Origin of the sequence: Providencia sp. M-27 (assembly GCF_011077905.1) — a bacterium.
GTDB lineage: Bacteria > Pseudomonadota > Gammaproteobacteria > Enterobacterales > Enterobacteriaceae > Providencia > Providencia huaxiensis.
Genome location: NZ_JAALBT010000002.1, coordinates 210,899 through 236,270 on the forward strand (window position 1 = coordinate 210,899; position 25,372 = coordinate 236,270).

22 protein-coding genes and 1 pseudogene are annotated in these 25,372 nt (G+C 41.8%); 18 read left to right on the top strand and 5 right to left on the bottom strand.

All coding sequences use genetic code 11. The annotated features are described in order from the left end of the window. Positions 1–204: 204 nt before the first annotated feature. Positions 205–1,947 (top strand): D-lactate dehydrogenase, encoded by a 1,743-nt coding sequence (gene dld, locus G6Q48_RS04270; protein ID WP_166264633.1) that lies wholly within the window; start codon positions 205–207, stop codon positions 1,945–1,947. Between the two features lie 68 nt (positions 1,948–2,015). Here dld and sbcB read toward each other — a convergent pair whose 3' ends face one another. Beyond that, entirely contained in the window at positions 2,016–3,455 is a 1,440-nt protein-coding gene (sbcB, locus tag G6Q48_RS04275) for an exodeoxyribonuclease I (RefSeq protein ID WP_407072563.1), read from the bottom strand. 167 nt (positions 3,456–3,622) lie between these two features. Here sbcB and G6Q48_RS04280 point away from each other — a divergent pair. Together G6Q48_RS04280 and tmaR are read left to right on the top strand one after the other, a co-directional pair. Further along, positions 3,623–4,916: pseudogene (locus G6Q48_RS04280) on the top strand (MFS transporter). 124 nt (positions 4,917–5,040) lie between these two features. After that, on the top strand, positions 5,041–5,373 hold the full coding sequence (gene tmaR / locus G6Q48_RS04285; protein WP_004253179.1) for a PTS system regulator TmaR: 333 nt from the start codon (positions 5,041–5,043) through the stop codon (positions 5,371–5,373). Between the two features lie 111 nt (positions 5,374–5,484). Here the strand turns inward: tmaR and G6Q48_RS04290 are convergent, their stop codons facing one another. Next, on the bottom strand, positions 5,485–6,174 hold the full coding sequence (locus G6Q48_RS04290) for a helix-turn-helix domain-containing protein (protein ID WP_166264637.1): 690 nt from the start codon (positions 6,172–6,174) through the stop codon (positions 5,485–5,487). 208 nt (positions 6,175–6,382) lie between these two features. On the opposite strand from G6Q48_RS04290, the gene G6Q48_RS04295 reads away from it, so the two are divergent. Genes G6Q48_RS04295 through G6Q48_RS04305 form a run of 3 tightly spaced genes read left to right on the top strand, consistent with a single transcriptional unit; the run spans position 6,383 to position 10,082 of the window. Further along, a complete protein-coding gene (locus tag G6Q48_RS04295; protein ID WP_166264639.1) occupies positions 6,383–8,713 on the top strand; it encodes a molybdopterin-containing oxidoreductase family protein in 2,331 nt (776 codons plus the stop codon). Between the two features lie 2 nt (positions 8,714–8,715). Then, positions 8,716–9,264 carry a 4Fe-4S dicluster domain-containing protein gene (locus G6Q48_RS04300; protein WP_206276658.1) on the top strand — a complete coding sequence of 183 codons (549 nt, stop codon included), beginning with the start codon at positions 8,716–8,718 and terminating at the stop codon, positions 9,262–9,264. Positions 9,265–9,266: 2 nt separating this feature from the next. Further along, positions 9,267–10,082: a dimethyl sulfoxide reductase anchor subunit family protein gene (locus G6Q48_RS04305; protein WP_102137714.1), complete on the top strand. Its 816-nt coding sequence runs from the start codon at positions 9,267–9,269 to the stop codon at positions 10,080–10,082. A 390-nt stretch (positions 10,083–10,472) separates the two neighbouring features. Here G6Q48_RS04305 and G6Q48_RS04310 read toward each other — a convergent pair whose 3' ends face one another. Together G6Q48_RS04310 and rne are read right to left on the bottom strand one after the other, a co-directional pair. Further along, positions 10,473–10,763, bottom strand: coding sequence for a putative quinol monooxygenase (locus tag G6Q48_RS04310; RefSeq protein WP_102137715.1), 291 nt, complete (start codon positions 10,761–10,763; stop codon positions 10,473–10,475). Positions 10,764–10,937: 174 nt separating this feature from the next. Next, positions 10,938–14,231, bottom strand: coding sequence for a ribonuclease E (rne, locus tag G6Q48_RS04315; RefSeq protein WP_166264641.1), 3,294 nt, complete (start codon positions 14,229–14,231; stop codon positions 10,938–10,940). Between the two features lie 542 nt (positions 14,232–14,773). Here rne and rluC point away from each other — a divergent pair. Continuing rightward, positions 14,774–15,733 (top strand): 23S rRNA pseudouridine(955/2504/2580) synthase RluC, encoded by a 960-nt coding sequence (gene rluC, locus G6Q48_RS04320; protein WP_102137717.1) that lies wholly within the window; start codon positions 14,774–14,776, stop codon positions 15,731–15,733. A 58-nt stretch (positions 15,734–15,791) separates the two neighbouring features. Here rluC and G6Q48_RS04325 read toward each other — a convergent pair whose 3' ends face one another. Further along, on the bottom strand, positions 15,792–16,379 hold the full coding sequence (locus G6Q48_RS04325) for a Maf family protein (protein ID WP_102137718.1): 588 nt from the start codon (positions 16,377–16,379) through the stop codon (positions 15,792–15,794). Between the two features lie 143 nt (positions 16,380–16,522). On the opposite strand from G6Q48_RS04325, the gene yceD reads away from it, so the two are divergent. The 11 genes from yceD (at position 16,523) to tmk (ending at position 25,348) form a co-directional block, all read left to right on the top strand. Further along, complete coding sequence (yceD, locus tag G6Q48_RS04330; RefSeq protein ID WP_102137719.1) at positions 16,523–17,047, top strand: 23S rRNA accumulation protein YceD; 525 nt, start codon at positions 16,523–16,525, stop codon at positions 17,045–17,047. 12 nt (positions 17,048–17,059) lie between these two features. Beyond that, positions 17,060–17,230 (top strand): 50S ribosomal protein L32, encoded by a 171-nt coding sequence (gene rpmF / locus G6Q48_RS04335; protein ID WP_004253223.1) that lies wholly within the window; start codon positions 17,060–17,062, stop codon positions 17,228–17,230. A gap of 12 nt (positions 17,231–17,242) precedes the next feature. Continuing rightward, the gene (gene plsX / locus G6Q48_RS04340) at positions 17,243–18,283 is read left to right on the top strand and encodes a phosphate acyltransferase PlsX (RefSeq protein ID WP_102137720.1); all 1,041 of its coding nucleotides are present in this window, start codon (positions 17,243–17,245) and stop codon (positions 18,281–18,283) included. Between the two features lie 9 nt (positions 18,284–18,292). Beyond that, positions 18,293–19,243 carry a beta-ketoacyl-ACP synthase III gene (locus G6Q48_RS04345; RefSeq protein WP_102137805.1) on the top strand — a complete coding sequence of 317 codons (951 nt, stop codon included), beginning with the start codon at positions 18,293–18,295 and terminating at the stop codon, positions 19,241–19,243. 18 nt (positions 19,244–19,261) lie between these two features. Further along, positions 19,262–20,194, top strand: a complete 933-nt coding sequence (gene fabD, locus G6Q48_RS04350) for an ACP S-malonyltransferase (RefSeq protein ID WP_102137721.1) — start codon at positions 19,262–19,264, stop codon at positions 20,192–20,194. Positions 20,195–20,201: 7 nt separating this feature from the next. Then, on the top strand, positions 20,202–20,936 hold the full coding sequence (gene fabG / locus G6Q48_RS04355) for a 3-oxoacyl-ACP reductase FabG (RefSeq protein WP_102137722.1): 735 nt from the start codon (positions 20,202–20,204) through the stop codon (positions 20,934–20,936). A gap of 155 nt (positions 20,937–21,091) precedes the next feature. Then, the gene (acpP, locus tag G6Q48_RS04360) at positions 21,092–21,328 is read left to right on the top strand and encodes an acyl carrier protein (RefSeq protein WP_004253236.1); all 237 of its coding nucleotides are present in this window, start codon (positions 21,092–21,094) and stop codon (positions 21,326–21,328) included. A gap of 77 nt (positions 21,329–21,405) precedes the next feature. After that, positions 21,406–22,656, top strand: a complete 1,251-nt coding sequence (gene fabF / locus G6Q48_RS04365) for a beta-ketoacyl-ACP synthase II (protein ID WP_166264643.1) — start codon at positions 21,406–21,408, stop codon at positions 22,654–22,656. Positions 22,657–22,807: 151 nt separating this feature from the next. Next, positions 22,808–23,638, top strand: coding sequence for an aminodeoxychorismate lyase (pabC, locus tag G6Q48_RS04370; protein ID WP_166264645.1), 831 nt, complete (start codon positions 22,808–22,810; stop codon positions 23,636–23,638). A 52-nt stretch (positions 23,639–23,690) separates the two neighbouring features. After that, on the top strand, positions 23,691–24,713 hold the full coding sequence (mltG, locus tag G6Q48_RS04375; protein ID WP_166264647.1) for an endolytic transglycosylase MltG: 1,023 nt from the start codon (positions 23,691–23,693) through the stop codon (positions 24,711–24,713). A 5-nt stretch (positions 24,714–24,718) separates the two neighbouring features. Further along, positions 24,719–25,348, top strand: a complete 630-nt coding sequence (tmk, locus tag G6Q48_RS04380; RefSeq protein WP_166264649.1) for a dTMP kinase — start codon at positions 24,719–24,721, stop codon at positions 25,346–25,348. The last annotated feature ends 24 nt before the right edge of the window (positions 25,349–25,372 follow it).

A 25,372-nucleotide genomic window follows, 5' to 3' on the forward strand; every position in this document is an offset into this window, starting at 1 on the left:
TTGAATATACTGAAGAATTCGACTTTGAATATGTTCAGAATTAGATTTAAAAATAGCGCCCTTGAGGCGCTATTTTTTTACCCGTTAAGAATTATTTAAGATAAAGCGTGTAGCCTATTAACATCATAATATTATGTGATATTGTTGTTACAACACATAATGTATAACTATGATAATTACGTATTCGATTAATAAGGCACGCAAATGAATGATGCAAAGAAACCTGAGAATCAACGGTTATTACTGACGCTTAGGAATATTGTTGGCAAAAAAAATATTTTAACAGAGCCGCATAAAACAGAACGTTATCGTAAAGGCTTCCGCTCTGGTATGGGCGATGCAATCGCAGTTGTATTTCCAACAACATTGCTCGAACAGTGGTATGTCTTCAAGGCGTGTGTTGAAGCAGACAAAATTGTGCTGATGCAAGCAGCTAATACAGGGTTAACCGAAGGGTCAACTCCGAGTGGTTATGATTATGATCGCGATATCGTCATCATTAGCACTTTGAAACTAAACCAAATTCAAGTTTTACCGGAGTTTAATCAAGTTGTTGCGATGCCGGGAAGTACTTTGTACGATCTGGAAAAAATTCTAAAACCATTAGGGCGTGAGCCGCACTCTTTGATTGGCTCTTCATGTATTGGTGCCTCGGTTGTTGGTGGTATTTGTAACAGTTCTGGTGGTTCATTGGTGCGCAGAGGCCCTGCCTATACTGAACTTGCTCTCTATGGCCGAGTGAATGATGATGGCAAAGTAGAGCTTGTCAATCACCTCGGTATTGATTTGGGGAATACGCCAGAAGAGATACTGACGAATTTACAAAATCGTGGTTATAGCAGCGAAGACGTGCAAGTGAGCGATAAACTAGCGTCTGACCATGAATATGCAGAACGCGTTCGTGATGTTGATGCAGACACACCGTCACGTTTCAATGCTGATGAACGGCGCCTATTTGAAGCGTCAGGGTGCGCTGGCAAATTAGCGGTATTTGCTGTTCGCTTAGATACCTTCCCTGCAGATAAAAAAACACAAGTATTTTATATTGGTTCTAACAATCCAGATGTTTTGGAAGATATACGTCGCTATATTCTGAGTGAGTTTAAAAACCTGCCAGTAGCGGGGGAATATATGCATCGTGGTTGCTTCGATATTGCAGAGGTTTATGGTAAAGACACCTTTTTAATGATTGATAAATTCGGCACTGACAAAATGCCAATGTTTTTCACTATTAAAGGGCGTATTGATGCAGTATTAAATAAAGTCCCATTCCTACCATCAAATCTGATTGACCGTACCATGCAGGTTCTCAGTAAATTATGGCCTTCCCACTTACCGCCTCGTATGAAAGAGTTCCGTGATCGTTACGAACACCATTTAATGTTGAAAATGGCTGGAGACGGCATTGATGAAGCTAAAGTTTGGCTAAAATCTTATTTTTCAAACGCAGATGGTGGCTATTTTGAATGTACGCCAGAAGAGGGTGCGAAAGCATTTTTACACCGTTTTGCTGCTGCGGGTTCTGCGGTTCGTTATCATGCTGTTCACAACAAAGATGTGGAAGATGTTTTACCCCTTGATATCGCATTACGTCGTAATGATAGAAACTGGTTTGAAACATTACCACCAGAAATTGAAAAGCTATTAGTTCATAAATTATATTGTGGTCACTTTATGTGCCATGTTATGCATCAGGATTATGTATTGAAGAAAGGTGTAGATCCGAAAGAGCTAAAAGAAAAAATGTTAGCGTTATTAGATGAAAGAGGCGCTCAATACCCTGCAGAGCATAACGTAGGGCATTTGTATAAAGCCCCTGAACAACTGAAATCGTTCTATAAGCAATCTGACCCAACAAACACAATGAACCCAGGTTTAGGTAAAACAACTAAACGGAAAAATTGGGAAGGAGATTGTGGCTGTGGTCATACTCATGACCAGCAATAAACTCGCTATATAAATGAAGTAAGGCAGATATTGGGAATAGTACAATATCTGCCTTTTTTATTGATAAATTAACTGGCGAGATCTCTCGCATAATTAATCAATGCTTTTAATTGCTGACAACGCTTTTCATCATGTTGATGTTCTACAAGTAGTTGCTGTATTTGTTGCATATAGTCTGTTAAACGTTCTTCATTAAAGTAATCCCTACGGTGCTGTAACCAGCGTTGCTGCTCATCATAAGATAGCGTCGCAGGGTAATTACGTGCTTTATAGCGAAAGAACAGTTCTTTCATACGTTTATCTTCAAAACTTAATTCCAATGCAGGCAAGTTTTGTGGGGATGTCTCACGAATAATATCCATAGTTGAGCGGTCAGAAGGACTGAAAAAGCCATTATAAATTTGTGTATCGACATCATCTGACTCTGCGAATACTTGAGGCTCGCTAAATAACTCAATTAATTTGTTACGAATGTCAGGAGCCTTGCGTAAGGTTTCCAAATTGCGCATACACAAGTCACGGTCAACACCGGTTCGCTGCGCATCTTCTGGCCGCAGAGTTTTCTCTGGCGCTAAAATAGGGCACTTATTAATATGCACTAATTTTACAGGAACAGGGGACTCGCCAGCCAGTTCGGCTTTAGGTGTATATAAACGAGTACGTAACTGTTGAACATCTAACTCAATTAATGGTGAGATATCGGCAGATAAATCACACATAATGACGGCATTTTTGTTGTCAGGGTGCCAAGCAAGAGGCGCAACTAAACTAACATAAGAACGCAATGCGCCAAACATACCAGACACATGAACTAATGGCGTTATTTCTACAATATCAATAAGTTGGCTTATTTTGTTTTTATTTCTTAACTGATAGAAATAGTCGAACATCCGCGGTTGAGCAGCTTTCAACAGTTTTGCCATGTTAATAGTGGCTAAAACGTCAGACATTGCATCGTGAGCATTTTCATGAGCAACCCCATTTGCTTTGGTCAAATGTTCTAAGCGCATACTTGGTAGGCCATCTTCATTTTCTGGCCATTGCATACCTTCAGGGCGAAGTGCAAAACAGGCACGCAGAGTGTCGAGTAAATCCCAACGTGAATTTCCTTGTTGCCAGCTATAAGCATATGGGTCGTAAAAATTTCGATAAAAAATATTACGGGTAACTTCATCATCGAAACGGATATTGTTGTAACCCATAATACAGGTATTAGGGACACTAAAAGCTGCATGAATTCGTTTAGCAAACTCGGCTTCATTAACGCCTTGAGATAATGCCACCTGTGGGGTGATCCCTGTGATCATGACGGCTTCAGGCTGTGGTAAATAATCATCAGCCGGAGCGCAATAAAAAACCTCAGGTTCTTCAATGATATTAAAATCAAGGTCGGTACGAACGCCGGCAAATTGTGCAGGCCTATCGAGAGCAGGGCGTTTACCAAAGGTTTCATAGTCATGAATAAAGAATGAAGGTTGTTTTTTATTATCTTGCAACGTTTTCACCATTTTGATGGTTATATAATAGGTTGATAGTGGTTAATTTATTGGTATCACTATACATTGTTGATTAATGATACCTTATCTACTGTGAAAGCTAAACCAACGCTATCTGATATTGAGCGAGTGAGATTGATAGCTGCTTAATCAGGATAATTTTTGGCAGGTGATGAAATATGGAGCGTGGGTCAAGACAGTATTATGCCTCTTTGAGTGCATTATTGTTTTTTTTCTTTTTCACGTGGTCATCAATATTTTCTGTCGTCGCAATTTGGCTGCGTAAATATGTTGGCTTAGATGGTGCAGATACGGGGTTTATTTTCTCTTGTATTTCAATTGTGGCGCTTTGCACACAGCCACTTTATGGATTTATACAGGACAAATTAGGATTACGAAAAAATTTACTGCTATTTATTGCTGTACTGCTGATTTTATCTGGGCCATTTTTTATGGTTTCCGGTACGTTGCTAAAATGGAATGTATTTTTAGGCAGTGTTATTGGCGGTTTGTTTATTGGTATGACATTTCACGCAGGGATAGGTGTTCTTGAGTCTTATACTGAGCGGGTCAGCCGATTATGCAATTTTGAATATGGTAAAGCGAGGATGTGGGGCTCATTGGGTTGGGCGACTGCAACGTTTTTTGCTGGACGTAATATTAACGTAAACCCCGACTACAATTTTATTATGGCAACCGTTTCAGGTTTATTATTTTTAGTTATTTTATTGAAATTAAAAACAGTAAATACGGATGCTTATAATAGCCTTGAACACGGTAAGCCTTCCGTCATAACGGTGAAAGATGCTTTACAATTATTTGTGCAGCCTCAATTTTGGGCTTTAATATTATTTGTATTTGGAACCTGCATATACAGCGTCTATGACCAGCAATTTATGGTGTATTTTGTTCATCAGTTCCAAAGTGAACAACTAGGTAATGAGATGTACGGTTATCTAAATTCATTGCAGGTTTTCTTAGAGGCGGGAGGCATGTTCATAGCGCCATTTATCGTCAACCGCATCGGTGCTAAAAATGGGTTATTATTTGCGAGTTCAGTCATGGCGTTACGGATTATTGGTTCAGGCTTAGCTGATGGCGCAATTATGATATCGATAATGAAGTTACTGCATGCCGTTGAACTCCCAATTCTTTTAGTCGCAATTTTTAAATATAACAGTCTTCATTTTGATAAGCGTTTGTCATCGACACTTTATTTAGTTGGCTTTAGTTGGCTTTAGTTGCATGAGTTCTGTCGTTGCAAGTCTTTTTTCCCCATTAGCAGGCTGGGGGTATGATAAAATTGGTTTTGCTCATACCTATCTCGTTATGGGTACATTTGTGATTATTACGACAATATTATCTGCATTTTGTCTCAGAGGTGATGGCGCTGGTGATCCAGAAATCAAAGGGCAAGATCAGATAAATAAATTTTATGAAGGTCACTCCGAAAATTTGGACGTAAAAGTATAAAGTGAAATCAATTTTCAGCGGAATAATTTGATAAATATGCGAAACGGGCTTGTAACACGATAGGATTAGAATGTATTGTGTTAATAGATAATGCGTTTTGAATATTGACTAGAGGGTTTTAAACATGGACAACGCTAACAAGCCGTCTTTCCAAAATGTTCTGGAATTTGTGCGTATGTTTCGTCGCAAAAATAAAATTCGTCGTGAAATTACCGACAATGAGAAAAAAATTCGTGATAACCAGAAGCGTGTTTTACTGCTGGATAACTTGAGTGAATATATAAAACCAGGCATGTCGATTGAAGATATTCAGGCAATTATTGCGAACATGCGTAGCGATTATGATGATCGCGTCGATGATTATATTATTAAGAACGCAGAGCTTTCTAAAGAGCGTCGTGAAATATCTAAAAAACTCAAAGAAATGGGCGAATTGCCTCGTATCGATGTGAAGTAATGAATTCATAAAGCCGAGATAACCTCGGCTTTATTTGTTTGGTTTATTTGGAACCGTTGATTTGAACTATAGTTTATAGCTTGAGTCGATAGTATCGGCCAGGTGTAGTTATTATAAATTTAGCCGGCTAACTTGTTTGATTAATAAAGTTGCCAACCTTTCCATTTCATTTTCTGCAATAAATCCCATCGTCACTGCAGCTGCAACAAGCTGGCCTTCGCTGTTAAATACAGGGCAAGCAATAGATTGTGCGCCGGGAATACCTTCTGTCGGTTGGTAACGGATAGCATAGCCTTGTTGGATAACTTTATTAATCTCGTCTTGTGAATATGAGTTCGAGCCAAATTGGCTATCAAATGCGGAATACACTAGCCCAGCCGCACTTTTCACGACAGGTAATGGAGTGTTAGGCAAAAAGTCAATTTCAATATTTTTGAAGCTACGATTATATTTAATTAAAGAAAGTGCTTTCCCTAGGCGGGTAGCAATGCCCGTTGAGACGTTTTGTTCATCGCGAAATTGAATCAAACCATTGTTAATGGTGTCGATATAAGAGTCCTCAGATTCAACAAAGTTGGCTAGGAAGGCTAAATTTCGACCTAATCCATAACGACTAGTTTGAATATCTTGGTACAGCATTTGTGTACGACATAGTGAAACGAGATATTTATGTAGACGACTTTTCGATATATCACAACCTTTTGAAATATCCGCTGCGCGCGCAATGCCCCCATTTTGAGCAATATAATTTAAAATGCTTACAGCTATATCAACAGAATTAACACCTTGCAAAGTAGACATACATAAACCTCAGTTTAACAAGTCGTTATATTTTACCATGAGTTGCCTTGTGCTGCTAACGACCCGATAAAGCAAAAAAGATAACCCTAAAGCGGTAGCACATTATTACCTATAAATAGATAGAATTATTGATGCTACTCAAGTTCATCTTTGGTGAATGGAGTATATATATAGTGTACTTATAGAGGCAATGTCGAGGTTTACTATAATGAAAACTATAAATTCACTACGTTTAAAACGCCGAACCCTGCTCAAAGGGCTTGGTGTTGTTGGGCTGGCAAGTATTGCACCCTGTTCATATGCACAGGGTAACAGTAATCAACCCTTACCCAAAGTGCGGCTAAAACTGTCGGACTACAAAACATTTCGTTCAACTTGTGCAATGGAGTGTTTGCATTGCAACCTAACCGCATATACCTACCAAGGTAAGCTGATGAAAATTCAAGCAACGGAAGGGTTTAATGTTAAATGCTGCTTGAGAGGTATGAGCCGAACTAAATGGGTCTATCATGATCAACGCGTCAAAACACCATTACTGAGAGTAGGTGAAAAAGGTAAAGCAGAATTCAAACCAATAAGTTGGAATGAGGCGCTGGATCTTATTGAAAAAAATATTAGAGAGACCATCGATAAATATGGAAATGAAGGGTTGTTCATTTCTACTCATGCCGGAAATATGGATTCGATTAAAAATGACATGGGGAAGGCGTTTTTTGATTATTTAGGTGGGGCAACGAAACAAGCAGGCTCACTGTGTTGTTCTGCTGTAACAGCCGCAATGATCCCGATGCTCGGCCTGAGGTATGCTGATACCCGCGATACGATAGCAGATAGCCGTTATATCCTGTGTTGGGGTAATAACCCAGCGGTTACGATGCAAGCCTATTTTAAAAATTATAACCAAGCAAGAAAAAATGGCGCTCGGTTAGTGGTTATTGACCCGCGCTTTAATGAAACCGCAGCAAAAGCCGATGAGTGGATCCCGATTATTCCAGGGACAGATACCGCACTTGCTCTAGGCATGATTAAAATTATTATTGAAGAAAACCGGATAGATGAAAATTTTCTCAGGGTTCATACCGGTGCTGTCTATTTGGTTGATACAGACCAAAAACAAGTTAGGCAAAATGAAGATGATAAAGACAGCTATTTAGTTTTCGATATATTAAGCAAACAATTAGTTCGTCATGATTCACCGGATATTAAACCGGCACTTTTCCAGCATGAACTTCCCGATAACTTGGGTTACACCACAGTATTTGAGCAAATTTATCAGCAAGCTAAAGGTTGGGATGTGGCTCGCGTCAGTGAAGAAACAGACGTACCAGTGGAAACGATTGTTCGCCTTGCTCGTGATTACTCATCCATTACGCCTTCCATGATTGTACAAAACATGTCCGGTGCTCAGCGTACCGAGCATGGGGCTTATGTTGCCGCGAGCCAGTTCTACCTCGCTTTACTCACTGGAAATATTGGTAAGCGTGGCGCAGGCGTTTGTGATGCAGGTGGTGCTCGGCAAATGGCTAAATTTAGTCCAATCGTTCCCCCCGCACCGAATGTGAAAAATATTCCGCCTATTCCTGTCGCGAAAGTTGGTGATTTTATCGTCAATGAAAAACCGCATCCAATTAATTTCTGGTGGATTATGACGATGGGAGTTATGACCCAATTACCGAACACGAATAAGGTTCGGGAGGCTCTGAAGAAAGTGCCATTTGTGGTTGTGGCTGATAACTTAATGAGTTCGACGGCGTTATATGCAGATTTAGTCTTACCGGTGACCACTATTTTTGAAGATACCAGTTTGATGGCGGGTGTCCGTAGCCAATATGTTCAATTAATGGAAAAAGCGGTTGAGCCAGCTGGTGAAGCAAAACCCGATTATTGGATTTTTGCCCAATTAGCGGAACGTTTTGGTTTTGGTGAGGTATTCAATAAACCAATAGAGCACTATATTGACGCCTGTTTAGTCGGCTCTGGTATTACGCGCCAAATGTTAGAAAAAGGCCCTGTGCGTCCAGTCGAGGGGGATTGGATACCATTCAAAGACGGTATTTTTAGGACATCAACCCAAAAAGCTCACCTGTTTATTGAAGATTGGCAAAAGAAAAATTTTTCACCTGTTGTCGCTTACTACCAAGTGACGGAGTCTGTTAAAGGTTCACCTGAACTAGCCAAAAAGTACCCGCTGATGGCGGTTCAGCGCAAGTTAGCGCGTAGCGTGCATTCAAGTCATGGAATGAATGAATGGATCCTTGAAGTACAACGAAACCAGCCGAATGTTTTAATTCATCCAGAAGATGCTAAGTCTAGAGGCATTAAGAATGGAGAATGGGCGGTTACATTTAATGACCGAGGGGAACACAGAGCCATTGCGGTGGTAACTACGCATATTAAAAAAGGCGTAATTTCGCTAGATAACGGCTGGTGGGAACAGCAGGGGGGAAGTAGCAGCCATGTGACAAACGACCAAGTTGAACATTTAGGCACTGGTCATTGCTGTAACAGTACATTGGTTGATGTCAGAAGGGAGGCTTAATCATGATTAAACAATATGGTTTTTTAATTAATACAAAAGATTGTTATGGTTGCCGCACTTGTTCAATGGCCTGCAAATCTGAAAATGTCACTCCACCGGGAGTGTTGTGGCGCCGAGTTCGCGAATTTAATGATGACTCACCGAATACCCAAGCATTCATTACGATGTCTTGTAATCATTGTGATGACCCACAATGTTTAAAAGTTTGCCCTGCAGACACCTATACCAAACGGGCAGATGGCATCGTCGTTCAAGACCATGAAAAATGTATTGGTTGCCAGATGTGTATCATGGCTTGCCCATATCATGCCCCTGTCTTTGACCCAGCAGAAGGAAAAACCAGTAAGTGTAATATGTGCGCAGAGCGGTTAGATGAAGGCCTACTACCAAGGTGTGTGGAGTCTTGTCCGACAGGTGCGATTGAGTTTGGTGATATTTCTGAACTACGTAAAAAGCATACGACAAACTGGGCGGTGCTGGAGCAACGTTATAACATGCCCGATCACACAATTAGTCATCCAAATATTGTGATTATTGGGATGGAGGACTGATCATGGATATTAAACATATGGAGCTCCCTCTGGTATTTTTCACGGTAATGAGCCAATGGGGAGTCGGTGCTGTTCTCGCATTAACCATTTACCAAATGAAAGCCAGTCAAGAATACCTATTATCAGGTTATGTATTACGTCGTGCAGTGTTATTGATATGGCTGATTGAAGTTGTCGGGTCAACGATGTCAATGGGGCACTTGGGTGTGCCTCTCGAAGCCTATCGTTCCGTTCTGGGGCTAGGCCATTCATGGCTAAGTCGCGAGGCAGTGACATTTGTACTATTAAATGGAATTGTTACGTTGTGGGCGCTATCTTGCTGGTTACAACCCACGGTAAACACACGCAATACGATTTTAGGTTGGCTAAGTGGGGTCGGTGGGTTAGCCGCTATACTTGTCACCGCACAAGTCTATTACCAGATGGTCGCTCACCCATTATGGCATACACCAGCAACACAAATTGCGTTTCTAGGTAGTGCAATTGTCCTTGGTTTTAGTCTAGTGGCCTTATTTGTTATCAGTCAAGGCAAACCATTACCATCGACAATTAAAGTAGGTGTGCTGATAGGTGTTGCATTGGTATTAATCGCGCAGGTTATTCGCTTACAGTTACCCGCAAGCCAAGGTGGAAGTTATTTTCTGTGGTGGCAAGTTGTGATGAGTATGCTATTGCCATGTATTATGGTGATGAAAGCATATAAGGAGCGACCGTCCGTAGTCTTAATTGTATTGATAATGTTGGCGATGTTTAGCGGAGAGTTAGCCGGCCGAGCCTTGTTTTATGGGGCGGTTATGATCCAAGCTCCTTGGTTCTAAAAATCCTCGTCATATTTCGGCCTGTCGCGTTGTTGGCGTCGCACACTCGCCGCCTAGCGACAGGCCGAACTATTTAGAGGATTGATATAGTTGTATTTTATTTAGGATTAGTAGGGGATTAATATAATTGTATTTATTTAGGGCTATCGCGTTGTTGGCGTCGCACACTCGCCCTAGTCACATACTTATGTATGCTCCTAGGGTTTCGTTTAGCTCGCCGCCTAGCGACAGGCCGAACTATTTAGAGGATTGATATAGTTGTATTTTATTTAGGATTAGTAGGGGATTAATATAATTGTATTTATTTAGGGCTATCGCGTTGTTGGCGTCATGCACTCACCCTAGTCACATACTTATGTATGCTCCTAGGATCTCGTTTAACTAATGCGCTTATTCAAACGCACCATTCATCAGTTTGATAATAGGGTCCGACCGCTTATAGCTATTTATGAGTGGAACAAGGCGCTGAAAATGTTCGCTGGCACAGTGAATATCTAGTGCTTCTTGATTCGGCCACTCCTCGATAAAAATAAAGTGCCCCGGATCTTTTTGGTCAACGTAAAGGTCGTAACTGATACATAATGGTTCTTGTTTGGTTGCAGCGACTAATTCACGATATAGTGGCATAACTATTTCAATCGCCTCAGTTTTAATAAAATCTTCCGCAATGACTTTTAACATGGATTTCCCTTTTCTTTATAAATAAACTGTACAAAAACACAGTAATATAAACATGAATTGGGTGAGAATACAATGTAAAAAAACGACGAGGTGATGAAATTTTTAAATTATATTGTAATAAAAAAGCCTTGATAGTTTCCTATCAAGGCTTCGGTGTTTTAAAACTATTAAGTTTTAGTGACTAGATGGTTTTGCCATTGCAGAGGTTGCGACGTTTGAAGCAACATGGCCACCTGCGCCACCTTTACCTTCAAAGGTAGAGGCTTCACGCTGATACTCTGTTATCTCAAATGGTGCAGCGGCAGTTGTAGGTGCTGGCGCTTTTGTCATTGGAGAATAAGCATGGCGTTTGTGTAAGCTGACCGCTGGGCTGCTTGCTACCGCAGCAGGCTCAACCGCTGCAACAGGTTCGATAACTTCCTCGATACGGGCAACCTCAACTGATGTAGTGACAGCAACTTCAGCATGCTGTACTTCTTCAACCACGTCATTGATCTTTTCATTAACAATAACGGGCGCCGTTTGTTCGTCCGCGATAGTAACGCTTTCAGCCACTTCTGTTTGAGCTATTTCAACCTGTGGCTCAATAACGTCAGCCACTATTGCTACAGTTTCTTTTACAGCTTCGACGGTTTCAACTTCTTGCGAAACACCAGTTTTCTCTTCGACAATAACTGGAGCTGGTTCAACAATGTGCTCGACAGCGGTTGGTTCGTTAACTAAAGAAGTTTCTACAGTCGTGTCCTGAGACTCGAGTTTAACGTCTTCAGCGACGACAGGGGCAACAGTCACATGACTTTGTGACGCGGTAACATTTGCAGTTTCAGTTACAGAAGCTTCATTAACACTTTGTTGTTCAAGCATTTCTTCATTAGTGATGATTGCCATGCTCTCTTGTTGAGACTGGGCAATCGGGTAATGAATAAATACTTTGCCAGATGCGAGCTCAGGTGAGGCAACTGCAGCAACTAATGGCATTGGTGATTTTGTTAAATGACGTTCATCACGGTAGCGACGACGACGTTGCCCACTGACACGTAAATGACGTGGTGAACGACGTGAACGACGTGGAATGATGGTGTCTTGCTTTTCTTCGTCATCAGTTTGTGCCACAGCGCTTTGACGCTCTTCTGCTTGTACTTCACCTTCAGTTTGGCTCACTGGGGCAATTGGTGCAGGCAATGCAGTAATTGGCGCAGGCGCTATTTCAGGTGTCGTTTCAACTGGAGCAATAACCTGCTCGTTATCAGTAACACGAATTTTTTGCTCTAATTGACGACGTTGACGACGAGGGGCAACAGGACGTTGTTCTTCTTCCTTTTCCACTGCATCTTCAACATTATTTTGCTGAGAATCTTGCTGGGTTTTAGCCACCTGCTGTTGACGTTTTTCATCTTGACGACGGCGACGCTCAGTCCGTTGCTCGCGACGTTGCTGCTGGTTGTCACGATTGTTAGTCTCAGTTGTTTGTTCGTCTTGTTGGCTCGTATTCTTATTATTACGGCCTTTATTACGATTATTCGCATCATCCGATGAGGCATTGCGGTTATTGCGATTGTCGCGGTTATCACGATTGTCACGATTGTCACGATTGTCGCGTGTTTCATTATCATCGCGGTCACGACGATTATTATTACGGCGATTATTATTGCGACGATCATTGTTCCGACGACGATCATTATTATGACGATTTTTTGGTGCAGGCTTCTCTACCACTTTTTCTTCTTCACCGAATAGGTTCTTGAAGAAAGCAGCAATTTTGCTAAATAAACCTGGTTTTGCTGGTTCTGCTGTTGCTGGTTTAACCGGCGCTTTTGTAGAGGCTTCTTTTAACTTAACAGTTGTAGATGCATCAACAGGCTCTTGCAGTGCAAAAGCAGAAATTGCAGGTTGCTCAGGTACTTTACGCTCAGCAGCAGTTTCATCACTTTGCGTTAAAGTTTCTGTCTCGTGATATTGAGCTAAGTTATAGCTTAGAGTATTTACCTCTTCACCTTTACGGATACGGATCACGTGGAAGTGAGGAGTTTGCATTTGGTCATTAGGAACAACTACAACACGAACATGGCTTTGGCGTTGTTCGATATCGCTGACCGCTTTGCGTTTTTCATTCAATAGGTAAGATGCAATTTGTACGGGAACAATCGCATGTACCTCATGGGTATTTTCTTTCAGCGCTTCTTCTTCAATAAGGCGAAGAACAGACAGAGAAAGTGATTCGTTGTCACGAATGGTTCCCGTTCCTGTACAGCGAGGGCATACGTGGTGGCTTGATTCACCTAAAGAAGGGCTCAAGCGTTGACGTGACATCTCTAATAAACCAAAACGAGAGATACGTGCAATTTGAATGCGAGCACGGTCTTGGCGCACAGCTTCACGTAAGCGGTTTTCAACTTCACGTTGATGCCTAACTGGCGTCATATCGATAAAGTCGATAACAATCAAACCACCTAAGTCACGTAGACGTAATTGACGAGCAATTTCATCGGCTGCTTCTAAGTTAGTATTGAACGCCGTTTCTTCGATATCACCACCACGTGTTGAGCGTGAAGAGTTGATATCGATAGCAGTTAACGCTTCAGTGGTATCAATAACTAATGCACCGCCAGACGGTAAGCGAACTTCACGTTGGAACGCAGATTCGATTTGTGATTCAATTTGGTAGTGACTAAAGAGTGGAACATCACCACTGTAGTGTTTGATTTTACTTGCAAAATCACCACGACCAATAGCTTCGATATGGTTACGAGCCATTTCGACAACTTTCGGGTTGTCGATCAGGATCTCACCAATATCTGGGCGTAGGTAATCGCGGAATGCACGAACAATAACGTTACTTTCTTGGTGAATTAGGAACGGTGCAGGGCGATTTTCAGCCGCTTTTTGAATAGCTTCCCAATGACGTAAACGGTAGAGTAAATCTTGTTGCAGTGATTCTGCCGATTTACCTACACCTGCGGTGCGAACGATTAACCCCATGCCATCAGGGATTTCTAAAGAAGACAGCGCCTCTTTTAATTCCGTTCGGTCTTCGCCTTCAATACGGCGTGAAATACCACCCGCACGTGGGTTATTAGGCATTAAAACGAGGTAACTTCCTGCCAAGCTAATGAAGGTCGTTAACGCAGCACCTTTATTACCACGCTCTTCTTTATCCACTTGAACAATAACTTCTTGGCCTTCTTTTAACACATCTTTAATGTTAGGACGGCCTTGAGAGTGATAGTTACTTGGGAAGTATTCACGAGCGATTTCTTTGATAGGAAGGAAACCGTGTCTTTCAGCGCCGTAATCAACAAAAGCGGCTTCAAGACTAGGTTCAATACGGGTGATTTTACCTTTGTAGATATTGGCCTTTTTTTGCTCATGACCGGGACTTTCAATATCCAAATCATAGAGGCGTTGCCCGTCAACAAGGGCAACACGCAACTCTTCCTGTTGAGTTGCGTTTATTAGCATTCTTTTCATGTTATTACTTACTCATTATTTTCTTTTAAATAAGAGCAGCGAAAGAAAGAGCTACTGTAAACCGATGGCCTCGTGATTTTTACAAAACCGTCTGCCTCGCGGCAGTCGTTCGTATAGAGACGCGCAGTATTCGGTGAACCTGATTTTTAGATTAAAAATTCAGCGTTCTTAATCAGGATGCCGTAAGTTATTAAAGAAAACGGAAGTTCCTAACCCAATAAGCCAAAATTCGTTGCTCGCTAATTTATTTGATGTTGCTAAATGTCTTACGCCATTGCTGCATTGTTACGCCATCAAATAAGAAATCCTATAAAACGTTAACTTTCGTTTTTTAAACATCTCAGCAACTTCATATTATTCCATTGCCATAGCCATTATAGCAAGTGGATACGGAAGTTATATGGAAATTTTATTTAGAAATAGGATAAATCATGCAGAAAATAACCAAATTAAAAAAAAAGATAAAAAATTTTGTGGAGTCGGTATGATAGTGAAAGCGAATAAGAGCATATTTTAATCAATTAGAGTTAACGCATTCCCGAATGAATACACAAAATCAAGTTCAATTTATTGACATCAGCGATGACGAAGCTGGGCAACGTATCGATAACTTTTTGCTCACTAAACTAAAGGGTGTCCCAAAAAGTATGATTTATCGCATTATCCGCAAAGGGGAAGTGCGTGTTAACAAGGGGCGGATAAAGCCTGAATATAAATTGGCAGAAGGGGACCAAGTCCGCGTTCCACCTGTTCGGGTTGCTGAGCGTGAAACAGCCCCGGTTTCTGCTAAGCTGGATAAGGTCGCAGCATTAGCGAATTGCATTTTATTTGAAGATGACGTTCTCTTAGTGCTGAATAAACCGTCTGGTACAGCCGTTCATGGGGGAAGCGGTTTAAGCTTTGGTGTTATCGAAGGCTTGAGAGCATTACGCCCAGAAGCGCGTTTTCTTGAATTGGTTCATCGTCTTGATAGAGACACCTCAGGCATTTTATTGGTGGCTAAAAAACGCTCAGCACTTCGGGCGCTACATGAACAATTGCGTCTGAAACAAATGCAAAAAGATTATTTAGCATTGGTAAGAGGCAACTGGCAGTCACATATGAAAGTTGTCCAAGCGCCTTTACTCAAAAATATTCTACAAAGTGGTGAGCGCGTTGTAAAAGTGAGTAGCGAAGGAAAACCATCAGAGACTCGCTTTAAAGTGGAAGAACGTTTTGATAATGCAACCTTAGTAAAAGCGAGCCCCGTCACAGGACGTACCCATCAAATTCGCGTACATACCCTCTATGCAGGGCATCCAATTGCGTTTGATGACCGTTACGGTGACAAACAATTTGATAGCCAACTGACAGGAACAGGTTTGAATCGTTTATTTTTGCATGCGAGCGCACTGAAATTTACGCATCCTAAAACGGGTGAAGAGATGCGGTTGCACGCTCCATTAGATAGCCAGTTGAATCACTGCCTAAAAATACTGCGTAGCCGTAAAGCAGAAAAGTAAGTCATTTAATTAACTGGCAGGTTTTTCCTGCCAGTATAAATAGCTAGAGACTAAATAGTTAGAGACTAAGTAATGGGTTGACTTGGTGTTGACGTAACATCTCGAGTAATAAGATAAGTGGAAGCCCAACTAATGTATTAGGGTCACGTCCTTCTAAACGTTCAAATAAACTGATCCCTAACCCCTCTGATTTAAAACTCCCAGCACATTGATAAGGCTCATCTTTGAGTAAGTAATTAGTGATTTCCTCATCAGATAGTTGCCTGAAATGAACATGAAATAGTTCACACTCAACATTAAACTTACCTGTTTCAGTATCAAGTAAACATAAGCCAGTATAAAAAGTAACCTTATTCCCTGACGCAGATTGAAGTTGTTGAAACGCATTATCAAAATTATGTGGTTTTCCTATAATTTTATTATCAATAACACAAACTTGATCAGAACCAATTACCAGATGCTGAGGGTATTGAGCAGAGAGTGCGCTAGCCTTTGCATGAGATAAACGCATGACTAAAGCTTGAGCTGACTCATTTAATATAGGGGACTCATCAATATTGGGTGCCGCTGCTAAAAAAGGTAATCCCAACTTTTTTAATAGGGCTTGTCGGTATGTCGAAGTTGACGCCAAAATAATCGATTTCATGATTTTTCTCGAAACTCGTAGCCAAAAGGGTTAACTCATTTTAAACTATAAAACGTAAAACCTACGGTTTTTTGGTGAAAAGGCGAGTTTACCCCGCCTTTTTCTTTGACTATAGCTCATTACAAAGTTAATATGCGCGCCTTATGCAAAAGGTAAAATTACCCCTGACTATCGATGCGCAGCGTGCAGCTCAGAAAAACCTCGACTATGTTGGGAGTTATACATCTGAGCAAGTTACACGAATTGCCGAATCAGTAGTCAGTGTAGACAGTGATGTAGAAACCGAATTATCATTTAATATTGATAAACAACGACTCACGGTTATCGAAGGGAAATCCGATGTGGATCTCACCCTCCAATGCCAACGTTGCGGGAAAAATTTCAAGCATCATGCCTACGTATCGTATTGTTTTAGTCCTGTCGTCAATGACGAAAAGGCCGAAGCATTACCGGAGCTCTACGAACCGATTCAAATTGATGAATTTGGTGAAATAGATTTGCTGGGAATGATAGAAGATGAAATAATTCTATCCTTACCAGTGGTTCCGGTTCATGATTCTGAACACTGTGAAGTGTCCGTAGCGGACATGGTGTATGGTGAACTGCCTCCTGAGGCAGAAAAACCAAACCCATTTGCCGTATTAGCCAGTTTAAAGAAAAGTACTTAAGGAGTAAGGTCAATGGCCGTACAACAGAATAAACCAACTCGTTCAAAACGCGGTATGCGTCGTTCACATGATGCACTGACTGCAACCCTAGTTTCTGTAGATAAAACTTCCGGTGAAACTCACCTGCGTCACCATGTGACTGCAGATGGTTACTACCGTGGCCGTAAGGTTATCAACAAGTAGTTTGTTGTTACCTTGGCTAATCTAACCATTGCGTTAGATGCTATGGGCGGGGATGTTGGTCCCCGCGTCACGGTGCCTGCTGCATTGCAGGCACTGGCATCTAATCCAGCACTCAAATTACTGCTTGTCGGTCAACCCGAAGCCATTCAACCTTTGCTTGCACATCAAAGTGCTGAGCAAATTTCGCGTGTCGAAATTATTCCTGCAGACGGCATTATCGCAAACGATGCAAAACCATCAAACGCGATAAGGCAAAGTAAAGGAACATCGATGCGAGTGGCCTTAGAGTTAGTGAAGACAGGGCAGGCACAAGCGTGCGTGAGTGCAGGGAATACGGGTGCGCTGATGGGCTTAGCGAAATTAATGCTAAAGTCTATAGAGGGGATTGAGCGCCCAGCGCTAATGACAATCTTACCTAATCAGCAAAAAAGCCAAACAGTAGTGCTAGATTTAGGCGCTAATGTTAACTGTAGTAGTGATATGCTAGTCCAATTTGCCGTAATGGGTTCCGTGATGGCTGAGGAAGTGGTTAACATTTCTAAACCGAGAGTTGCGTTACTGAATATTGGCGAAGAAGAGAGTAAAGGGTTGGATAATATCCGCGAAGCCGCCTCAGTATTAAAAGAAACGACATCAATTAACTACATTGGTTATGTAGAAGGTAACGAGTTACTGACAGGTAAAACCGATGTGTTAGTGTGTGACGGCTTCGCAGGTAATGTCTCATTGAAGACGATGGAAGGCGTAATACGCGTCATTCTTTCATTGATAAAATCGACCGGTGATCAACATAAAAAAAGCAGTTGGTTTATGCAACTAGCGAAAAAATGGTTAAAAAAACGTTTAATGAAACGTTTTGGGGACATGAACCCCGACCAGTATAACGGTGCGACTCTGTTAGGATTAAAAGGTATTGTCATCAAGAGTCACGGTGCAGCGAATGAAGGCGCTTTTAAAGCGGCTATTGACCGCGCAGTACAAGCTGTTGAAAAACAAGTCCCAGAAAGAATAACAGCGCGACTAAATATTGTTTTACCCAGGAGTGATCAATAACCTATGGCTATGTACAGTAAAATCTTAGGAACCGGCAGCTACTTACCAGCACAAGTACGTACCAATGCTGATCTGGAAAAAATGGTTGATACTTCTGATGAATGGATTGTGACACGCACTGGCATACATGAAAGACGAATTGCCAACGAAGACGAAAGTGTCTCAGTGATGGGGTTTCATGCGGCGAAGAATGCTTTAAGCATGGCGCAAGTTGATGCAACTGACATTGGCTTGATTATCGTTGCAACCACATCAGCAACTCACGCTTTTCCTAGTGCAGCTTGCCAAATCCAACAAATGCTTGGCATTCAAGATTGTGCCGCATTTGATGTTGCAGCCGCATGTGCAGGTTTTACCTATGCAATTAGTATTGCTGATCAATTCGTCAAAACGGGTATGACCAAAAAAGCATTAGTGATTGGTGCCGATGCATTATCTAAAACATTAGACCCAGCAGACCGTGGCACGATTATTTTATTTGGTGATGCGGCAGGGGCTGTTGTTATTGGTGAATCTGAAGAACCGGGTATTATTTCGACACATTTACATGCCGATGGCCGTTATGGGGATTTACTCACATTACCTAACCGTAGCCGTTGTTCTGAAGACCCTGCATATTTAACCATGACAGGTAACGAAGTCTTTAAGGTTGCAGTGCGCGAATTAGCTCATATTGTTGATGAGACATTAGCACAGAGCGGCATTGCGAAAGAAGAACTTGATTGGCTAGTTCCACATCAAGCAAATTTAAGAATTATTTCTGCGACGGCAAAAAAATTAGATATGACAATGGATAAAGTCGTTGTCACATTAGACCGTCACGGTAATACATCTGCAGCATCAGTTCCTACAGCGTTGGATGAAGCGGTGCGCGATGGCCGTATTCAGCGTGGTCAACTTGTGCTTTTAGAAGCCTTCGGTGGTGGTTTCACTTGGGGCTCTGCATTGGTTCGTTTTTAATTAACTGAGAAAATAGACATGACACAATTTGCTATGGTATTTCCCGGGCAGGGTTCTCAGTCTTTAGGTATGTTAGCGGCACTGGCTGAAGAAAATCAGTTGGTTGAGCAAACATTCGCTGAAGCATCGGAAGCATTGGGTTACGATCTCTGGGCGTTAGTACAAAATGGGCCAGAAGAAGAATTAAATAAAACATGGCAAACACAGCCTGCTTTATTAGCAGCGTCTGTGGCGATTTTCCGTGTTTGGAAAGAAAAAAATGGCGTAATGCCTACAATCATGGCAGGCCACAGCCTTGGGGAGTATTCAGCTTTAGTTTGTGCCGGTGTTATCGACTTTAAACAAGCGATTAAATTGGTCGAATTGCGCGGGAAACTCATGCAAGAAGCGGTTCCTGAAGGCACTGGTGCAATGTATGCCATCATTGGTTTAGATAACGAATCAATTGAAAAAGCCTGCCAAGAAGCCTCTCAAGGTCAAGTGGTTTCACCGGTTAATTTTAATTCACCGGGCCAAGTTGTGATTGCGGGTGAAAAAGCGGCCGTTGAACGTGCGGGTGTCGCATGTAAAGAAGCGGGTGCAAAACGTGCATTGCCATTATCCGTTAGCGTACCTTCACATTGTGCATTAATGAAGCCAGCTGCTGATAAATTAGCCGAAGCGTTAGAAAAAATTGATTTTTGTGAGCCAGGCTATCCAGTTATTAACAATGTTGATGTTAAAATTGAGAAATCGGCACAAAATATTCGTGATGCTTTAGTCCGTCAACTGTATAATCCAGTACGCTGGACGGAAACAGTAGAATTGATGGCAGATCAAGGTGTTGAACATCTAATTGAAGTAGGCCCAGGGAAAGTATTGACTGGTCTTACCAAGCGAATTGTCTCTAAATTAACTGCCGTTGCAGTCAATGATCCTGTATCATTAAGCACTGCTTTAGAAAATAGCTGAGGACGACATGAGCTTTGAAGGAAAAATTGCACTGGTAACAGGCGCGAGTCGTGGAATTGGTAAAGCGATTGCTTTAACTCTAATTGCTCGCGGTGCTACTGTTATCGGAACAGCAACCAGCGAAAAAGGCGCAGAAGCCATTACCGCTTATCTTGATGGTAAAGGTAAAGGTTTAGCGTTAAACGTGACTGATACAGCATCAATCGAAGAAACTTTGACCAAAATCCGCGAAGAATTTGGTGAAATTGATATTTTGATTAATAATGCAGGTATCACTCGTGATAACCTATTGATGCGTATGAAAGAAGATGAATGGCAAGATATTATTGACACTAATCTTTCATCCGTTTACCGTTTGTCTAAATCCGTTTTGCGTGCCATGATGAAAAAACGTTGTGGACGTATTATTTCAATTGCATCCGTTGTTGGTGTAATGGGAAATGCGGGGCAAACTAACTATGCAGCAGCGAAAGCAGGGTTGATTGGTTTTAGCAAATCATTGGCTCGTGAAGTCGCTTCTCGTGGTATTACTGTCAACGTCGTTGCACCTGGTTTTATCGAAACTGATATGACTAAAGCATTGACAGATGAACAGCGTGCAGGCATTTTATCTCAGGTTCCTGCGGATAGACTGGGTGATGCACAAGAAATTGCCAGTGCTGTAGCGTTTTTAGCTTCTGATGAAGCTGCTTACATCACAGGTGAAACATTGCATGTCAATGGTGGCATGTACATGATCTAAAGAAATGATGGAACTATTTGCATTTTTAATGTTATCCAACGCTAAATAATGCAAAATAATAGTTCCAACAGCCGGGATTGGGTTGTATCTTTTCCTGTATTTCATAAACTACGAAAACCATCGCGAAAGCGAGTTTTGATAGGAATTTTAATAGTATGAGCACTATCGAAGAACGCGTTAAGAAAATCATCGTTGAACAACTGGGTGTTAAAGAGGAAGAAGTTGTAAATACAGCTTCATTTGTTGATGACTTGGGCGCTGATTCTCTTGACACAGTTGAGCTGGTTATGGCTCTGGAAGAAGAGTTCGATTGCGAAATCCCTGACGAAGAAGCTGAAAAGATCACAACAGTACAGGCTGCGATTGACTACGTCGAGAACGCATCTAAATAATTGTACGAAAACTTATCTAGGCGATCACTCGATCGCCTATGTTTCTTTTGTAACTTTTCCCTCCTTGGAGGAAATACGTGTCTAAGCGTCGTGTAGTCGTAACCGGACTGGGCATGTTATCTCCTGTCGGCAACACAGTTGAGTCATCATGGAAAGCTGTTTGTGACGGACAGAGTGGTATCAGCCTAATCGATCATTTTGATACTACTAACCACGCAACTAAATTTGCTGGCTTAGTAAAAGATTTCAATTACGAAGAATTTGGCATCTCCCGTAAAGATGCAAAGAAAATGGATCCATTTATCCAATATGGTATCGCGGCTGGCTTTCAAGCCTTCAAAGATGCTGGATTGGAAGTAACAGAAGCCAATGCTACCCGAATTGGTGCAGCGATTGGTTCTGGTATTGGTGGGTTAGTCTTAATTCAGGACAACTGTGAGTCATTACTGCACGGTGGACCTCGTAAGGTAAGCCCATTCTTCGTACCATCAACCATCATTAATATGGTGGCTGGTCATTTAAGTATTATGTACGGTTTCCGTGGCCCAAGTATTTCAATTGCAACCGCCTGTACATCAGGTGTGCATAATATTGGCCATGCTGCACGTATGATTGCTTACGGTGACGCGGATGTAATGGTTGCAGGCGGCGCTGAAAAAGCGACAACACCACTCGGTGTAGCTGGTTTCGGTGCAGCAAGAGCATTATCAACACGTAACGATGACCCGCAAGCGGCAAGTCGCCCATGGGATAAAGACCGTGATGGCTTTGTTCTGGGAGACGGCGCAGGTATCATTATTCTTGAAGAATATGAGCATGCCAAAGCGCGTGGTGCAAAAATTTATGCAGAAATTGCAGGTTTTGGGATGAGCAGTGATGCTTATCATATGACATCACCACCTGAAAATGGTGCGGGTGCAGCACTTGCAATGGAAAACGCACTGAATGACGCAGGAATTAAAGCGAGTGACGTGGGGTATATCAATGCTCACGGTACTTCAACCCCTGCTGGTGATTTGGCAGAAGCGCAAGCGGTTATTAATGTATTTGGTGAAGGTACTGACGTATTAGTCAGCTCAACTAAATCAATGACGGGGCACTTACTTGGTGCAGCGGGTGCTATTGAGTCAATCTTCACCATTTTGTCATTGCGCGAACAAATTGTTCCACCAACCATCAATCTGGATAACCCAGATGAAGCGTGCAAACTGGATTTTGTTCCAGGTGAAGCCCGTAAAGTGGACAACATGGAGTTTGCTCTGTGTAATTCATTTGGTTTTGGTGGTACCAACGGTTCATTAATTTTCCGTCGTTATCACGGCGAGTAATTAATCTACTACCGTTATTAATTAGCCCTAGTCACTTAATTGTGGCTGGGGCTTTATTTTTTTCAGTTCTTTGCACAGTTCTTCGCTTTAGTTTATGATGATCCCACTTGATTACTGTCTGATTTATCAGCTTTTATTATAAGTAATATCAATGTCATATTGGGTTAATGGGCAGCTTTGCCAGCAAATAAGTGTTACCGATCGCGCAGTCTCTTTTGGGGACGGCTGCTTTACGACCATACACGGTGTTAATCAGCAAGCTAAAATGCTAGATGAGCATATTGCTCGGTTAAAACATGATAGCCAGATGTTGAAAATTGCACAGCCAGATTGGGAAAGCTTGGCAGAGCACTTAAAGCAGATTTGTACAGAACAAACTCAAGACGAGTTTGTGATTAAAGTGATCCTGAGCCGTGGTGTCGGAGGCCGGGGATATAGTGCTAAAGGTTTTACTTCACCGACGGTGATAGTGAGCGTTTCTCCCTTTACAAATAACTATGTTCAACTGCAGTGCAAAGGAGCGCGCTTAGTTCTTAGCCAAATTCCATTAGCTCGTAACCCATTGTTAGCTGGTATGAAACACCTCAACCGCCTAGAACAAGTTCTTATTAGACAAGAGGTTGATGAACTTGGTGCAGATGAAGCGATTGTGCTAGATACCGACGGCATTATTATTGAATGCTGTAGTGCGAATGTTTTCTGGCGAGTTGGGCAAACTGTGTATACTCCAATTTTATCTCACAGTGGTGTGAATGGATTAATGAGACAAAAGATCATATCACTGTTAGAGGATAGCCAGTACCATCTTCAACAGGTCGAACGCTTTGCTAATGTTTTAAATCATTGTGATGAAGTGATCATTTGTAATACGTTGATGCCTGTTTTGCCGGTACAAAGTATTCAAATGAATAAACAGTGTCCACCATTGCAATTTGCGTCCCGCGAGTTGTTTGAGTATTTATTTTTGCGTTGCAAAATTTAGTTTTTATAAATGAATTAATTATTACCAACACACGCATTGAAATGGTCAATAAATGAAATTAGCCAAAAAAATCATTCTAATCGCCGTTACCTTGGCTGCTATTGTCGCAGCTGCGGTCTATTGGCAATACCGTCAAGTATTGGACTATGCCAAAACGCCTATCAACATCACACAAGAAAAAATCTTCACGGTGCCTGCGGGGACTGGACGTGTTGCGTTTGAAGGGCTACTTATTGAAGATAACATTCTTGAAAAAGGGAATGAATTTCAATGGTTACTCAAACTACGACCTGAACTGGCTCAGCTAAAAGCGGGAACTTACCGTTTGCAGCCGGGGATGAATGTTGAACAGCTATTACAATTAATTGTGAGTGGAAAAGAAGCCCAGTTTTCGATCCGTTTTATCGAAGGTAATCGTTTAAGTGATTGGGGTAATATTTTACGAGACGCTCCTTACTTAGAGCCTAAAACTACCAACTTAACCCCGACTGAACTGCATTCCCTCATTGGCTTTAACGGGGAAGGCACTTTAGAAGGGTGGCTATATCCTGACACTTATTTATACACAGCAGGGACAACCGATGCTGAAATTTTGAAACGTGCCTATAAACGTATGCAAAATAGCCTTGATGAAGAGTGGAAAGGGCGTGATAGGGATTTACCCTATAAAAATGCCTATGAAATGCTTATCATGGCTTCGATTATTGAGAAAGAAACCGGTATCGATAGTGAAAGATCTCAAGTCGCTTCGGTGTTTGTTAATCGCCTAAAGAAAAATATGCGTCTGCAAACTGACCCAACAGTCATCTATGGTTTAGGTGAAAAGTATCGTGGTAAAATTTATCGTAGTGATTTAGATAATTACACACCGTACAATACCTATAAGATTGATGGTTTGCCACCAACACCGATTGCAATGCCAAGCCTTGCATCACTGAAGGCAGCAGCGCATCCGGCTAAGACGGATTACATATTCTTTGTCGCAGATGGTAAAGGTGGGCATACTTTTAGTCGTAATTTAAACGACCACAATCGTGCCGTTAAAGTTTACCGCCAATTTGAACAGCAAAACTGATAAAAATGAAAAACCAATTTATTGTTATTGAAGGACTTGAAGGCGCTGGTAAAACGACCGCAATCAATACAGTTGTGGAAACGTTGAACCAAGCAGGGATCACGGATATTGTTTTCACCCGTGAACCGGGAGGCACGCCATTAGCAGAGAAATTACGCGAGCTGATAAAACAAGGTATTGCGGGTGATAAAGTTACTGATAAGGCGGAGTTGCTAATGCTATATGCTGCCCGTGTACAACTGGTCGATACAGTGATCCAACCTGCATTAGCAGCAGGTAAATGGGTGGTGGGTGATCGCCATGATTTATCTTCCCAAGCTTATCAGGGCGGCGGACGTGAGATTGACCGCGACTTAATGAAATCATTACGTGACTTGGTGCTAGGTGAATTCAAACCTTCATTAACGTTATACCTTGATTTACCACCTGAATTAGGTTTGCAGCGTGCAAGGTCACGAGGTGAATTAGATAGAATTGAAAAAGAATCGTTAGCCTTTTTTGAAAGAACACGCAGCCGTTATCTTGAACTTGCTGCTGGCGACAAAACGATACTCACTATTGATGCAAGCCAAAACATTGAGCAAGTACAGCAAGATATTCGGCAAACGCTGACAGAATGGCTCGCGCGTGCCTGATAAACCACATAAGGTATTAATCCC